We start from the raw sequence: 15,688 nt of genomic DNA on the forward strand, positions 1-15,688 counted from the left end.
GGGCCAGATCGGCGGCAGCATGGGCGACATACGATCGCTATCTTTCACAAGGGAGTGGCTGATGACCGCTGACCCGCAGGGGATCGTGGCGCGTGACCTCGCCGGGCTCGCCGAGTGGACGGCGGCATCGGCGCTCTACCGGACCGTCTTCGGTTACCAGGGCCCCGAGCACGCCGTCAGCCCTCGCCTCCTGGCCGCGCTGCGCGAGAACGCCGGGACCGTGGTCGGCGCGTTCGACGGGGACGGCTCCCTCGTCGGCTTCTGCTACGGCTTCACGGGCGTCGAGCACGGCGAGCTGTACCACTATTCGCAGGCGGCCGTCGTCGACGCGCGGGCGCAGGGGCGCGGCGTAGGCCGCCTGCTCAAGCACGCCCAGGCCGAGGCGGCACGACGCGCGGGCGCGCGCACGATGCGGTGGACCTTCGACCCGTACGCGCTGCGCAACGTCCACTTCAACCTGAACGTGCTGGGCGCCGTCGGAATCCGCTTCCTGCCCGACTTCTACGACGACGGCGACAGCGACCGGGTCCTGGTCCGGTGGGACCTCGACCGGCCCGGGGGCGGCACCCGGGCGCCCGGGCACGCGGCGGTGGACTCGCCCGCCGACGACCGTACCGCCGCCCGGAGGCCCGACGACCGGGCGCGACTGCGCCAGGAGCTGGCCGACCGGTTCGCCGCGGGCGGGCGGCTCGTCGGCGTCGCGCGGCGGGCGGACCGCCCCGGCCGCGTCAGCTACCTGTTCGCACAGGATTGAGGCATGACCACGAGAAGATCGACGCCCTCGGAGCGCTTCGACCGCAACGTGCAGCGCAGGTCCGCGCAGGTGCTCAAGCAGCGGGTCCTGGAGCAGCAACGCACCGAGTTCGCCACGGCGCTGGCGTGGGCCGCCGAGCAGGACGCCATCGAGCGGGCCGCGGCGCTCATCGTGTCGGCCCGGCGGCGTTACCTGCTCGGCCACGGCAAGTCGCTCGGCTTCGCGTCCCTGCTCGCTTCCGACCTCAGCGCCGGGCTCTCCGGCGTCCACCTCGTCGACGGCGCGGCACTGCGGCCCCTCGACGTGCTCAGCGACATCCGCCAGGGCGACCTGCTCGTGGCCGTCTGCATGGCGCGCTACCGGCGCGAGACCATCGACGTCGCCTCCGCCTACGTCCGGCACGGCGGCCAACTGGTCCTCGTCACCGACGCCGAGGACGCGCCGCTGGCCGAGAGCGCCGCCGTCCGCATCGTCATCGGCACCGACAGCGCCTCCTACGCCAACTCCCCCACCTCGGTGGTGCTCGCGCTGCACCTGCTCGCCACCCTGACCATCGCCAGCTCGAAGGGGGCCGGCCGCCGCCTGCGCGAGCGCGACGCCCTCGCCGCCGAACTCGATCTCTACCAGGAGGAGCCGTGACCGATTCCAGGCGAGGCGGAGGGAGCGGCGACGGGCCGGCCCGGGACGACCGGCACGGTCACGCCGGGCGCGGCGAGGTGCCGGCGTGAGGCGGATCGAGGCGGTGGAGCTGCGCCGGGTCCGGCTGCCGCTCGTGCACCGGTTCCAGACCAGCTCCCACGCCAAGCGCGAGCTGGAGCACATCCTGGTCGCGCTCACCGACACCGACGGCGCCGTGGGGTGGGGCGAAATCGCCTCGCCGAGCGGCCCGTTCTACTGCGCCGAGACCGTCGAGAGCTGCTGGGCGGTCGCCCGTGACCACCTCGCGCCGATGGTCCTGCGTACCGGCTGGGAGCACCCGGCGGACCTGGCCGCGACGCTCGGCAGGGTCCGGGGCAACCACTTCGCCCGCGCCGGTTTCGACATCGCCGCCTGGGCGTTGTGGTCGGCCGCCGAAGGCACCTCCCTCGCGCACGCGCTGGGCGGCACGCGCGGCAGCGTCGAGGCGGGGGTGTCGCTGGGGATCGAACCCACCGTCGACGACCTCCTCACGCAGGTGCGGCTGCGGGTCGACGAGGGCTACCGCAGGATCAAGCTCAAGATCGCGCCCGGCTGGGACGTCGACCCGGTGCGGGCCGTGCGCGCGGCACATCCGCGCGTGCCGCTGCACGTCGACGCCAACGGCGCCTACGAGGACACCCCGGAACACCGGGCCGTCCTGGCGGAACTCGACGGCCTGGGCCTGCTGATGATCGAGCAGCCGTTCGCGCCACGGGCGCTCGTCGCGCACGCCGCCCTCCAGGAACGCATCGACACCCCCGTCTGTCTCGACGAGTCCGTCGAGGAGCTGGACGACCTCGTCACCGCGCTGCGCCTGGGCGCCGTACGCGTGCTCAACGTCAAGGTCTCGCGGATGGGTGGGCTGACCCACGCCGTACGGGCGCACGACCTCGCGCGCGAGCACGGCGTCCCGGTGTGGTGCGGCGGCATGCACGAGTTCGGGATCGGACGGGCCGCCAACGTCGCGCTGAGCGCGCTCGCCGGCTTCACGCTCCCCTCGGACGTCTCCGGCTCCGACAAGTACTACGCCCGCGACGTCACCACCCGCCCGATCGTGAGCGCCGACGGGCTCGTCGAGGTGCCCGCCGGGCCCGGGCTCGGGTGGGACGCCGACCTGACGTACATCGGGGAGAGGACCACCGACCGGCTCGTGCTGCGCGCGGACGACGCGGCGTGACGGGCCGAAAGGTGCTCCCGGTGGTGCCACCACCGGTCGGTGAGCTGACCTACCCTGCCGAGCTGGTGGGACGCCGCCCCGTGACGGATCACCGTCGTCGCCGGTCCGGCTCGCGCGACGCGTACGGCTGCCGGTGTCCTGCGGGCGGCGTCCCACCGATCAGGTCACGACGTGGGGCTGTTGGCCACGACTCCGATGTCGACCGTGGTGGTCTCTCCCGCCACCGCGGACAGGACCGCCGTCTCACCGTTGCTGGTGTAGGTGGTCTCGGAGACCTGCACCACGTCCGAGTCGACGGTGTCGTCGGCGCCGACGTTCGGTGTGGTGAACCGCCAGTTGCTCTTGTACAGCTGGACTCGGCCGACGTAGTGCTTCGCCGGGACGTCGAAGCGGTAGGTGCCGTCGTAGGAGTTGGAGAAGCCGTACTGGTCGTCGTCGACGACGCTCCAGAAGCTCAGCCCCACGTTGGTGACCAGTGGCTCGCCCGCCTCCCGGATGCCGTCGGCGTCCAGATCGTTCCAGATCACGCCGCGGAGGGTGCCCTTGCCGACAATCTGGAACTGCTTGGTGCCCGTGTTGTTGCCGACGGCCTGCTCGGGCGTCGTGGTGGACACCGTGGCGACGGCCTCGACCGGCGCGCCGATCGGCGCACTGTAGAGGTATCCGGTGAGGTTGACGGCGGGCGCCGACGCCCCCGGGGCCAGGTCCCCCACCAGGTCACAGGTGACGGTGGGCGTGGTGAAGCCGCAGGTCCATGCGTTGGTCGTGGCAATCTGCCCGATCTGGAAGGGCTCGGGCAGCGTGAAGACCAACCGGACCCCCGCCGCAGCCTTGGTGCCGGCGTTGCGCGCCACCGCGTCCACCGAGGTCCAGCCGTCGCTGGGCAGGACGAAGCGCTCGCTGGTCACGGTCACGGTCACGTCCGGCAGCTTGGGTGCGGCGACCGCCGGGACCGCAGAGAGCACGACCGAGCCGAGGCCGGCCGCCGCGGCGACGGCCATTCTTACAGACATCATTGATCTCCCCGTGTCGATGAGTGTCCACCATATGTGACCCGGTCATCTCGGCGAGCTGCAAGCCGGGCGGCCATGGGCGCGCGCCGGGCGATCGACCGCCGCCGGTTGCCCGCCGCCGGTGGGCGGACGCAGGGCAGCGAGCCTTCCCCGCGGCACCGGACCGGGCCCGCGCGCCGGGTCGGCGACGCCACCGGAGGCGACCGCCCGGGTAGCCTGACCGGCACCATGGACGGTCACCGATTCGCCGCGTCCCGGCTCCTGCCGCCGCCCGGGCTGCCCCGGGCGATCGCGTACCAGTCCGCCATGGTCGCCGTCGGCAGCGGCACCTTCCTCACCGGCAGCATCGTGTTCTTCACCGAGGTGCTCGGGCTCAGCGCCGTGCAGATCGGGGTCGGCTTCTCGATCGCGGGGCTCGCCGGGGTCGCCACCTCGCTGCCGCTGGGCGCGCTGGCCGACCGGATCGGCGGGCAGCGGTCCTGGGCCGTCGGCGCGCTCGGCTCGGCGCTGACCTTCGCCGCCTATCCGCTCGTGACGTCCTTCGTGGGCTTCGTGGTGCTGATGGTGGTGGCCGCCGTGACCGACTCGTTCGCCAACGCCGGGCGCACCATCTACACCGCCGACGCCATGCCGGCCGGGGACCGGGTGCGGACGATGGCGTACGCGCGCTCGTACCTCAACGCCGGGTTCACCCTCGGCACCGGGCTCGGCGCGGTGGCGCTGGCGTTCGACTCCGCCACCGCGCTCGTCGCCATGGTGCTGCTCAACTCCGCGTTGTCCCTGCTCAACGCCGCCCTCGTGACCCGGCTACCGGCCGCGCCGGTGGTACGCCACGACCGGGCGGCCACCGCCTCGCGCTGGGCGGTGCTGAAGGACCTGCCCTACGTGACGACCGCCGTGCTCCTCGCCGTCATGATGTTCCACTCGGTGATCCTCGTCGAGATCCTGCCGCTCTGGGCGATCACCCACACCGACGCCCCCAAGCCGCTGCTCGGCGCGATGCTGGCCCTCAACACGGTGCTGGTGATCACGTTGCAGGTGCCGGCGTCGCGCGGCGCGGACTCGCTTCCCGGCGCGGCCCGCCTGATCCGCCGGGGCGCCCTCGTCACCGCGCTCGCCTGCCTGGTGGCCGCGCTCGCGGGCCGGACCGGCGGCGGATGGACCGTCGTCGCGCTCCTCGGCGTCGTGGTGCTGGTGACCACCACCGAGTTGTGGTTCTCGGCGGCGCTCTGGTTCGTCCAGACCAATGTGCCGCCCGCCGCGTCGCGCGGGGTGTACCTCGGCACGGCACAGACCATCAGCTCGGCGGCGGACGTCTTCGCGCCGGTGGGCCTGACCCTCCTCGCGATCCAGACCGGCGGCTGGGGTTGGTGGGTCGTCGCGGCGATCTTCGTGGGCTGCGCGCTGGCCGCCGGCCCGGCCGTCGGCTGGGTCGCCCGGACGTCGCGGATCGACGCCGGCGCCGACGCGCCGGCACCGTCGTCCACACCGGACTCCGAGGCGGCCGTACGGCCCACCTCCGCGTGACGTCGGAAGATCGACCGATCCTTGACACGGAATCGACGTGGCTGAAATCCTTCCCGGCGAAGGGGGTCCGATGAGCGCTGACGACGACGACACCCGGACGTACGCCGTGGTCGTGAACGACGAGGAACAGTTCTCGATCTGGTGGGACGACCGTGAACTGCCCGCCGGCTGGCGGCGTGAGGGCACCACCGGGACACGCGGCGAGTGCCTCGCCCGGATCGACGAGGTGTGGACGGACATGCGGCCGCTGTCGTTGCGGCGTTGGATGGACGAGCACGCCGCCACCGGCTGACGCCGCACCGGACGAGGGCGCATGAACGACAGTTGCCAGCGGTATCCGGCCCTCGCCGTGCAACGCGGGATGGTGCTGCAGACCCTCCGGCAGCCCGCCGGAGGGGTGGACGTCCAGCAGGTCACGATCAGGTGGGACGGTCCGCCGGACCGGGACGCGTTCACCGCCGCCTGGCAGGCCGCGACCCGGCGGCACGCGGTGCTGCGTACGGCCTTCGAGGTCGACGGTGACCACGGCGTCGCGCAGGTCGTCCGGTCCACCGTGGCGCCGGACCTGCGGTGGCGGGAGGCGACGCTCGACGACTTCCTGCCCACCGACCGGCACGAGCCCTTCGACGTGGGTCGGGCGCCCCTGCTGCGGGTCACCGCGCTGAGCGACCACCACGTCGTCGTCACCTTCCACCACGCGATCCTCGACGGCCGCTCCACCCGGATGCTGCTCGACGAGGTCCTCGCCGACTACGCCGCGCGCCGGGCCGGCCGGGCGCCGGACCCGCCGCGCCGGCCGCCGTTCGCGGACTTCGTGCACTGGTGGGGCACGCGCGACCCGAGCAGCGGCGACGCGTTTTGGAAGGGGTACCTCGGCGACGCCCCGATGCCCCGGACGCTCCCGGGCCGCCTCGACGCGGACCCCGGCGCGCGCGGCGTGCCCGCCTCGCACGAGGTCGCCCTCACCCGGCCGGAGTCCGACCGGCTCCGCGCCACCGCCGCAGCGGCGGGCGTCGGCGTCGGCGCCGTGGTCCACGCGGCCTGGGCGCTGCTGCGCGGCGGCTACGGCGGGGTCGACGACGTCACCTTCGCGGTCACGCGATCCTGCCGGTACGACAGCGTCCCGGACGCCGAGAAGATCCTCGGGCTGCTACTCAACACGGTGCCGCTGCGGATCCGCCTCGATCCACGGTGGACGGTGCGGCGGTTCCTGGCCGACGTGGCGGACCGGATCCGGCGGATCCGCGAACACCAGCTCACGCCGCTGCACACCATCCTCGACCAGGCCGGCCTGCCGCCCGACACGCCGCTGCTGGACAGCCTGGTGGTGTTCGAGCGGCAGCGGCTGTCCACCGCCCTGGCCGAGGGCGGGCCGGAGGGGGCCCGGCGCTCGGCCCGCGTGCACCGCATGCCCGGCTACCCGCTGACGGTGCACGCCTTCGACGAACCGGAGCTGCGCCTCGGCGTGACGTGGGACGGCACCAGGCTGCTGGACGCGGCGGCGCGGCGGATCCTCGCGCAGTTGCACGGCACCGTGCGCGAGTTGGCGCAGCGACCGGACGCCCGCCTGGCCGACCTGGACCTCGGCGCCGCCGGCGAGGCGCCCCTGCGCGCCGCCTGGAACGCCACCCGGCGGCCCTACCCCCGCGACGCCTCCGTCCCCGAGGTCTTCGCGGCCCGCGTGGCCGGCGACCCGGCCGCCACCGCGCTGGTCCTCGACGACCGCACCGTCTCGTACGCGGAGCTGGACCGGGCAGCCGACCGGCTGGCCTGGACGCTGCGCCGGCACGGGGTCGCCGGGGAGACCCCCGTCGCCGTGCTGCTCCCCCGTGGCGAACCGCTGATCCGGGCCCTGCTGGGCGTGCTCAAGGCCGGCGGGGCCTACCTCCCCGTGGACCCGGCCGCCCCACCCGCCCGGATCGCGGGCCTCCTCGCCGCCAGCGGCACCCGTGTGCTGCTGACCGCCTCCGCGACCGCCGCCGGCCTGCCCGACCTCGGCCCGGTCCGGGTGCTGGACGTCGACGCGCCGGACGGGGAAGCGGCGCCGGCCGGCCCGCCGCCGGGGCGGATCCACCCGTCGCAGCTCGCCGCCGTCCTGCACACCTCCGGCTCGACCGGGGCGCCCAAGCGGGTCGGGATCACCCACCGGGGCGTGGTGCGGCTGGTGACCGACCCGGACTTCGCCACCCTCGGCCCCGGCGAGCGGGTGCTCCAGTTCGCCCCGACCGCGTTCGACGCGTCCACCTGGGAGATCTGGGGCGCCCTGCTGACCGGCGCCACGGCGGTGGTCGCGCCGCCGGACCCGGTGGACCTCACCCGGCTGACCGCGTTGATGCGTACCGGCGGGGTCACCGTCGCCTTCCTCACCGCCGGGCTCTTCCGGCAGCTCGCCGAGGAGGACGTCACGGCGCTGGCGGGCGTGCGGCAACTGCTCACCGGCGGCGACGTGGCCGACCCGGGCGCGGTCCGCGCCGTGCTCGCCGCGCGCGGCGGGCTTCCGCTGGTCAACGCGTACGGGCCGACGGAGAACACGACGCTGACCAGTTGCCACCTGATGAGCGGCGCCGGGCCGGTGGGTGACCGGGTGCCGATCGGCCGTCCCGTGCCGCAGAGCACCGTCCACGTGCTCGACGCAAGCGGCCGGCCGGTGCCGGTCGGGGTCGCGGGCGAGCTGTACACCGGCGGCGACGGGCTGGCCCGCGGCTACCTCGGCGACCCGGCGGCGACCGCCCGGGCGTTCGTGCCGGATCCGCTGGTGCCCGGTGGGCGCCTCTACCGCACCGGTGACGTCGTCCGCTGGCGCGCCGACGGGGTGCTGGAGTTCCTCGGCCGCCGCGACGACCAGGTGAAGATCCGGGGCTTCCGGGTCGAGCCGGGCGAGGTGGAGGCGGTGCTCAGGACGCACCCGCGGGTCGCCGCGGCGGCGGTGGGCGTACGGGGCGACGGGCCGGAGCGGCACCTGGTCGGCTACGTCACGCCGGCCGGCGCGACGGTCCCGAGCGCGGCGAGCCTGCGTGAGCACGTCGCCGCCCGGCTGCCGGCCCACCTGGTGCCGGCCGCGTTCGCCGTCCTCGACCGGTTGCCGCTGACCGCGTACGGGAAGGTCGACCGGGCGGCGCTGCCGGCGCCCGACCTCGCCGGGACGGATCCGGACGTCGCCGGGCCCGCCACGCCGACCGAACACCGGCTGGCCGGGCTCTGGTCCCGGCTGCTGCCCGGCGGGCCCCCGCCCGCGAGCATCGGGCGGGAGACCGGCTTCTTCACCCTCGGCGGCAACTCGCTGACGGTCACCCGGCTGATGTTCCGGATCCGCGAGGCGTTCGGCGTGGAACTGGGCGTGGGCCCGTTCTACCAGGCACCGACCCTGGCCGCGACGGCGGCGGCGATCGACGCGGCGACCGGATCGGCACCGGACGGCCGGGTGGGGACGGGGCCGGCGCTGCGCCGCCGCGACCGGGTGCCGCACCGCAGCGACCGGGACCTGCCCGCGCACCTGGCCCGGCTGACCGACGGATGGGCCCTGTGGCGGACCGTCTGCCTGCGGGGCGCGGGCCTCCCGGTCGACCTGCTCGCCCCGCTCGGCGACGCGGCGCTCGCCGCCGCCGCGGACCGCGTGGTGGCGGCCCGGGCCGACGGCGACCCGGCCGGCGTCGCCGGCGCCGAGGCGGCGTACGCGGCCGCGTACCCGGGGGCGGTCGACCGGCTCACGGTCGCGCTGCACGCGGTGGCGGCCCACCCCCGCTTCCGCGAGGCGGTGGCCTGGCAGAACCCGCACGCGCTGCGCACCGGCGTCGACGCGCTGCTGCGCCGGGGCCCCGGCAACCCGACCCGCAACACCAAGCACCGCCAGCACGAGGCGCTGGTCACCAGCTACCTCCAGCGCTACTGCGCGAAGAACGACACGATCGGCTTCTTCGGGCCGGTCGGCTGGGCGCGGATCGAGCCGGGCGCCGGCGTGCGGGTCGACCCCGCGGACCCACCGGCGCTGCTCGCCGGGCGGACGGTCTACCTGGAGGGCTGGGCGGTCGCCGCGGTGCTGGCCCCGTACGCGGAACGGCTGCGCCCGTGGCTCGTACCCCGGCTCATGCCCTTCCTGGAGCTGGCCGGGACGACGCTGCGGGTGCCGCTCGCCCCGCCGGTGGCGCTGACCGACGCCGAGGCGGCGGTGCTGCGCGCCTGCGACGGGGTCCGGGACGCCGACGAGGTCGCCGGGGCCGTGCTGGCCGAGCCGGGTCCGGGACTGCGGTCGACGCGGGAGGTGCACGAGGTGCTGGAGACGTTGGCCGGGGCCCACCGGATCGCGTGGCGGCCGGAGGTGGCGCCGCACGACACCCGGCCAGAGCGGACCATGCGGGCCCGGCTGGCCCGGGTCACCGACGAGGCCGTGCGCGGGCCCGCGCTCGCCGCCCTGGACGAGCTCTGCGCCGCCCGGGACGCGCTCGCCTCGGCGGCCGGCGACCCGGAGCGGCTGACCGGCGCGATGGCCGACCTGGAGGCCACCTTCACCCGGCTGGCCGGCGTCCCGGCCACCCGGCGCGCCGGCACGATGTACGCCGGCCGCACCCCCGTCTACGAGGAGTGCCTGCGCGCCGGCACGGTCGGCGTCGGCGAGGCGGGCCTGGACGGGATCCGCGACGCGCTCGGCCTGGTGCTGGAGAGCGCGCGCTGGTTCACCGCCGCCGGCGCGACGCTCTACCGGCGCCTCTGCGCGGACATCTACCGGCGCCGGGCCGCCGAGCTGGGCACCGACGTGGTCCCGCTCGCCGACTTCTGGCTGCTGGCCGGCGAGGCTCTGTTCCATCCGCCGCAACGGCTGACCGCCCTGCTGACCGCCGCGCTGCACCGGCGCTGGGCCGACGTGCTGCCGCTTCCGGCGGACGGGCGACGCGTCCGGCTCACGGCGGCGGAGCTGGCCCCGGCGGTGGCCGCCGCCTTCCCGCCGGGACGGCCCGGCTGGCCGACCGCGCGGCAGCACAGCCCGGACCTGATGCGCGCCGGCGACGAGTGGGTCCTGGGCGAGCTGCACCCGGGCGTCAACACCCTGCGGTACGCCACCTGGGTCGCCTACCACCCGGAGGTGGACGCGCTGCGCGCCGCGCTGGCCCGGGACGTGGGCACCGGGGCGGTCTATCCCGCCGAGACCGGCCAGGAGGGCGGCGTGCCGACCAGGCAGAGCAACGCGCTGACCGGACCCGACGACATCCGGTTGGTGTTCGCGCACGACTCGTTCGGGCACGACCCGCGCCGCAGCCTGCGCGTCGGCGAGTGCGACCTGGTCGACACGCCCGGCGGGCTGCGGGTACGGTCGCGCGACGGGCGGTTCGACGTGGACCTGATGCACGTCCTCGGCGACGTGGTCGGCGCCGGGTTGTCCCAGCTCTTCCGCGTCCTACCCCCGGCGGCGCACCAGCCCCGGATCACCATCGACTCCCTCGTGGTCAGCCGCGAGGCGTGGACGTTCGCCGCCGCCGACCTCGCCTTCGCCGACACCCGCGACGAGGCGCTGCGGTTCCGGCAGGCGCGGGCCTGGGCGGGCGCCCACGGCCTGCCGCGTCACGTGTTCCTGCGCTGCGCGGGCGAGCGGAAACCGGTCCACGCCGACCTGACCAGCCTCGCCTCGGTCGACCTGGTGTCCCGGTCGGTCCGCCGGGCCCGCCGGCACGCCGGCGACGACGCCACGGTGGCGGTGGTGGAGATGCTGCCCGCGCCGGACCAGCTCTGGCTGACCGGTCCCGACGGCCGGTACACCGCCGAGCTGCGGGTCGTCGCGGTCGACGGGCAGGTGCGCTGAGATGGCCGTGTTCGAGTTCCCGGCGTCGGCCGCGCAACGGCGGATGTGGCTGCTCGACCAGCTCGACCCGGGCCAGCCGACCTACCACGTCGGGTGGGCGGTGTGGCTGGACGGCCCGCTGGACACGGCCGCGCTCGACGGGGCCTGGGCGGCGGCGGTCGAGCGGCACGAGATCCTGCGCACCAGCTTCCGGGCCAACGGCGGGCGGCCGATCCAGATGATCGACGACACCGCCCGCGCGAGCGCCATCGAGGTCGTGGCCCTGGACGAGCTGCCCGAGGCGGACCGGGAGGCGGCGGCCCGGGTCGCGCTGCGGGAGCACGCCCGCACGCCGCTGCCGCTGGAGCGTGGCCCGCTGACCCGGGTCACGCTGCTGCGGCTCGCCCCGCAGCGGCACGTCCTGGCGCTGGTCGCGCACCACGCGATCGTCGACGGCTGGTCGTTCCGGCTGCTCTTCGACGAGATCTCCGCCGACTACGAGGCGCTGCACGCCGGCCGGGCGCCCGTCTCGGTCGAGCCGCCCCTGCAGTACGCGGACTTCGCCCTCTGGGAGCGGGAGCACGACGACGCGGGCGGTCACGCCGAGGCGGAACGCTTCTGGCCGGCCGAGCTGGCCGGCGCCCCGCCGGAGGTGCCGCTCCCGGTCGACCACCCGTACCCCGACCGGCTGTCGCCGGCCGCCGGCGAGGTGGCGGTGCCGGTCGACGGGGAGCTGGCCGGGGCGCTGCGCCGCCTGGCCGGGGAGCGGGGCAGCACCCTCTTCACCGTGCTGCTGACCGCGTACGCGGCCCTGCTGTCCCGGCTCAGCGGCGCGGACGACGTGCTCGTCGGCGTGCCCGTGGCCGGGCGCACCCGGATCGAGACCGAGCCGATGCTGGGCCTGTTCGCCAACACCGTCGCGATCCGGGCGGTGCTGCACGGCGAGCCGACGCTCGCCGAACTGCTCGACCGACTGCACGCCGCCACCGCGCGCGCCCAGGCCCACCAGGACCTGCCGTTCGCCCAGGTGGTGGAGCTGTGCCGGCCGCAGCGGCAGCCGTCGCGGGCGCCGCTGGTGCAGGTGATGTGCACGGTCGAGGAGGCCCTGGCGCCGCTGGAGCGGGGGGCGCTGCGCTGGCGGCCGGAGCTGGTGCCCACCGGCACCGGCAAGTTCGAGCTGGAGCTGGCCGCCGTCGCCGGCCCCGACGAGCTGACGGTGCGCCTGCGGTACCTCACCGACCTCTTCACCCCGGACAGCGCGGGCCGGTTCGCCGACGCCCTGGGCGCGATCCTGACCGCGCTGGCGACCGCCCCGCAGACCCGCGTCTGCGACGTGGACGTCCTCTCCCCCGCGACGGCGGACCTCGTCACCCGGGTGTGGCCGGCCGCCCGGTCCGGGTCGGTCCCGCCGCCGGGCAGCACCGCGGCGGCGCTCGTGACCGGGATCGACGCCGGCGACCGGGTGGTGATCGCCGGCGACGACGTGACCCTGACCGGCGCCGCGCTGCGCGGGCTCGCGGGCCGGATCGCCACGGGGCTGCGCGGGCTCGGCGTACGGGTCCAGGAGACCGTGGGCATCGTCCTGCCCCGGGGAGCGCGTCCGCTCCCGGCGCTGCTGGGCGTCTGGTGGGTCGGGGCGGCGTACCTGCCGCTCGACCCGACCCATCCGCCGGGGCGGCTGCGCGGGATGCTCGCCGACGCCGGGGTGCGGGTGGTCGTCACGGACAGCGGCGCCGTCCCCGCGCCGCTGCTGGCCGAGCTGGCCGCGTCGGTGACCCTGCTCGACCTGGCCGGACCGGAGCCGACCGGCGCGGGGGCGGAGCTTGCGGTGGCGCCACCGTGCGCGGTGCCGGCGACGGCGGCGGCGTACGTGCTGTTCACCTCGGGGTCGACCGGCCGGCCGAAGGCGGTCACCGTCACCCAGGGCGCGGTGGCGCACCTGCTGCACGCGTTCCGCGAGATGATCCCGCTGGGGCCGGCCGACCGGGTCCTCTCGGTGAGCCCGTTCGCGTTCGACATCGCCCTGCTCGACCTGCTCCTGCCGCTGCTGTGCGGGGCGCCGGTGGTGGTCGCCGGCGACGACGACGTGATCGACGGCAACCGGCTGCGCCGGCTGCTCACCACGGCCGGGGCCACGATGCTCCAGGCGACGCCGACGACCTGGCGGATGCTGGTCGCGGCCGGCGGGGTGCCGGCGGGGGTGCGGCTGCGCCTCAGCGGCGGGGAGGCCCTGCCCCGGGCCCTCGCCGACGCCCTGGCCGAGCCGGGCACGCGCCTGTGGAACCTCTACGGCCCGACCGAGACGACCGTCTACTCCACCGGGGCCGAGGTCGAGCCGGGGTCGGCGCCGCCGGACCTGGGCCCGGCGCTCACCGGCAGCCGGGTCTACGTGCTGGACCGGTGGCTGCGGCCGGTGCCGCCGGGCGTCGTCGGCGAGGTCTGCATCGGCGGCGCGGGGGTCGGCCGGGGCTACGCCGGCGCGCCCGGCTGGACCGCCGAGCGGTTCGTCCCCGACCCGTTCACCCCCGGCGGTCGCCTCTACCGCAGCGGCGACCTGGGCCGCTGGCTGCCGAGCGGGCGGATCGAGCCGCTGGGGCGGGCCGACCGGCAGGTGAAGGTGCGGGGGTTCCGGGTCGAGACGGCGGAGGTCGAGGCGGTGCTGCGCGGCCACCCGCAGGTCCGCGACGCGGTCGTGACGACCGCGTCCGACGTGGAGCACGACGGCGTGCGGCTGGTGGGGTACGTGGTCACCGACCCGCCCGGGACCGATCCGCCGGCGGGGCTGGCCGAGCACGCGCGCCGGATCCTGCCCGCGCACATGGTGCCGGCGGTCCTCGTGGCGCTGCCCGAGGTGCCGCGGACCTCCCGCGGCAAGCTGGACCTGCGCGCCCTGCCACCGCCCGGCGGGGGTTCCGGCTCCGGCGAGGCGCCGGTGGCCCCGCGTACCCCGTTGGAGCGGGAGCTGGCGGGGTTGGTGGCCGACCTGCTGGGCCTGCCCGGCCCGGTCGGCATCGCCGACAACTTCTTCGTCCTGGGCGGGCACTCCGTGAAGGCCACCCAGCTGATGGCCCGGGTGTGGACGACGTACGGGGTCGACCTCCCGGTCCGGACGCTCTTCGACGACCCGACCGTGGCCGGGCTGGCCGCCGCGGTCACCGCCGCCGGGGCGGGCACCCGCGCGGGGTCCGACGCGACACCCGCCGGCGCCGCAGCGGCGGGGGCCGGCGCTCCGGCTCGGCCCGACGGCGCGGGATACCTCGACACGTTGACCGACGACGACGTCGACGACCTCCTCGCCGGCATGGACGGGCCGTCGAGGTGGGACGGGTGAGCGGTCCGCCGCCGGCCTGGCTGGCGGCGGTGCTCGCCGCGCTCGCCGAGGGCCACGACCCGGCCGCGCCGCCGGCCTGGCGTCGGCGGGTCGACGTCGAACTCGACCGGCTCGCCGGCCGGGTGCCGTTCCCGGTCGTGCACGACTGGCACGCGCGCGTGCTCGCCTCGACGCCCGGCGGGGACGCCGGCCGGGCGGTGGGTGACCTGCACCGGCGGGCGCTGGCCGGCGACCGGGTCGGGGCCGACGAGTGGCGCGGCGCGCTCCGGCCCGCCCTGCGCGAGCTGTACCGGGCCGCCTACCCGTACGCCGAGGCCCGGGCGGTCGCGTACGCCAACGCCGAGGTCTACGCGAGCGCCAACGGCTACGGTCCCGACGAGGTGGTCGAGTTCGCCGCGCACTACGCCGACCTCAGCACCGGGGCCAACGCCGAGGCGTTCGCCGACGCCAACGCCCTCGCGAACGCCGACGCGCTGGCAGGCGCCCTGTCACGGGCCGACGCGTCGGCGTACGCCGAGACGTACCCGGCCGCCCTGGTGCGCGCGTACGCCCTGGCGGCGGCGCACCGGGCCGGCGCGGCGGGTGCGCCGCACGTGCTCCGGGCGGCGTACGGACGGCTGGCCGACGTGCTGGCCGAAAGTCTGAGCCACGTGTCGGATTGAGGTCTCCGGACCGGTCCGTCGGTCCCTGGTCTCGGCCTGTCGAGTCGTCTACTGTGGATCCACTTCGGCCGATGTCAGGTGGCGCAGTCTGGTGGCGCGGCGGGCCGGCGGGGAATCGAGGGGGCACACTTGCCGGACGACAAACCGACCCGCGTTCCGGCCCCCGGTCGCGTCCCACCGGCACGGACACCCGCCGAGGTCGAGCGCCTGCCGGACCGGTCCGGCCTCCTGCCGCTCTCCTTCGCGCAGCGGCGGTTGTGGTTCCTGGAACGCCTCGGCAGGGTCGGTCACGCGTACCACATGCCCCTCGCCCTCCAGCTCGACGGCCGGCTCGACCGGGACGCGCTGCGGGCGGCCCTGGACGCGCTGGTCGCCCGGCACGAGGTCCTGCGTACCCGCATCGTGCCCGACGGCGCCGAGGCGGGCCAACGCATCGATCCGCCCGGGGCCGCGTTCCCGCTCGGGCTCGACGACCTGACCGGGCACGCCGATCCCGCCGCCGCCCTGGCCCGGCTCCAGCAGGAGGAGAGCACCGCCCCGTTCGACCTGGCGGCCGGCCCGCTGTTCCGGGGCCGTCTCGTCGTCCTCGCCCCGGACCGGCACGTGCTCCTGCTGACGATGCACCACATCGTCTCCGACGGCTGGTCGCTGGGGATCCTGACCCGCGAGCTGGGGGTGCTCTACGCCGCGCACCACCATGGCCGGCCCGACCCCCTGCCGCCCCTGCCCGTGCAGTACGCCGACTACGCCGCCTGGCAACGCCGATGGCTCACCGA

The 15,688-nt window shown here is 76.0% G+C and carries 10 protein-coding genes; 9 read left to right on the top strand and 1 reads right to left on the bottom strand.

The window, feature by feature from the left end:
- Window positions 1-61 precede the first annotated feature (61 nt).
- The 3 genes from ACLQ22_RS24480 (at window position 62) to menC (ending at window position 2,609) form a co-directional block, all read left to right on the top strand.
- On the top strand, window positions 62-754 hold the full coding sequence (locus ACLQ22_RS24480; protein ID WP_425694382.1) for a GNAT family N-acetyltransferase: 693 nt from the start codon (window positions 62-64) through the stop codon (window positions 752-754).
- 3 nt (window positions 755-757) lie between these two features.
- The gene (locus tag ACLQ22_RS24485) at window positions 758-1,393 is read left to right on the top strand and encodes a MurR/RpiR family transcriptional regulator (protein ID WP_425694383.1); all 636 of its coding nucleotides are present in this window, start codon (window positions 758-760) and stop codon (window positions 1,391-1,393) included.
- Window positions 1,394-1,478: 85 nt separating this feature from the next.
- Window positions 1,479-2,609 (top strand): o-succinylbenzoate synthase, encoded by a 1,131-nt coding sequence (gene menC, locus ACLQ22_RS24490; protein WP_425694384.1) that lies wholly within the window; start codon window positions 1,479-1,481, stop codon window positions 2,607-2,609.
- Window positions 2,610-2,773: 164 nt separating this feature from the next.
- Here the strand turns inward: menC and ACLQ22_RS24495 are convergent, their stop codons facing one another.
- Entirely contained in the window at window positions 2,774-3,622 is an 849-nt protein-coding gene (locus ACLQ22_RS24495) for an SdrD B-like domain-containing protein (protein ID WP_425694385.1), read from the bottom strand.
- A gap of 228 nt (window positions 3,623-3,850) precedes the next feature.
- On the opposite strand from ACLQ22_RS24495, the gene ACLQ22_RS24500 reads away from it, so the two are divergent.
- The 6 genes from ACLQ22_RS24500 to ACLQ22_RS24525 all read left to right on the top strand — a co-directional run.
- Window positions 3,851-5,149 (top strand): MFS transporter, encoded by a 1,299-nt coding sequence (locus ACLQ22_RS24500; RefSeq protein ID WP_425694386.1) that lies wholly within the window; start codon window positions 3,851-3,853, stop codon window positions 5,147-5,149.
- A 70-nt stretch (window positions 5,150-5,219) separates the two neighbouring features.
- Entirely contained in the window at window positions 5,220-5,441 is a 222-nt protein-coding gene (locus ACLQ22_RS24505) for an MbtH family protein (RefSeq protein WP_334609053.1), read from the top strand.
- Window positions 5,442-5,462: 21 nt separating this feature from the next.
- Entirely contained in the window at window positions 5,463-10,940 is a 5,478-nt protein-coding gene (locus tag ACLQ22_RS24510) for a non-ribosomal peptide synthetase (protein ID WP_425694387.1), read from the top strand.
- 1 nt (window position 10,941) lies between these two features.
- Window positions 10,942-14,250 carry a non-ribosomal peptide synthetase gene (locus ACLQ22_RS24515; RefSeq protein WP_425694388.1) on the top strand — a complete coding sequence of 1,103 codons (3,309 nt, stop codon included), beginning with the start codon at window positions 10,942-10,944 and terminating at the stop codon, window positions 14,248-14,250.
- Window positions 14,247-14,912 (top strand): hypothetical protein, encoded by a 666-nt coding sequence (locus ACLQ22_RS24520; protein WP_425694389.1) that lies wholly within the window; start codon window positions 14,247-14,249, stop codon window positions 14,910-14,912. Before ACLQ22_RS24515 ends, ACLQ22_RS24520 begins: the two co-directional genes overlap by 4 nt.
- 129 nt (window positions 14,913-15,041) lie before the next feature.
- Window positions 15,042-15,688 (top strand): condensation domain-containing protein (locus tag ACLQ22_RS24525; RefSeq protein ID WP_425694390.1); only part of this gene is annotated, 647 nt, incomplete at its 3' end.

Source organism: Micromonospora sp. DT178 (assembly GCF_049841695.1).
Classification (GTDB): domain Bacteria; phylum Actinomycetota; class Actinomycetes; order Mycobacteriales; family Micromonosporaceae; genus Micromonospora.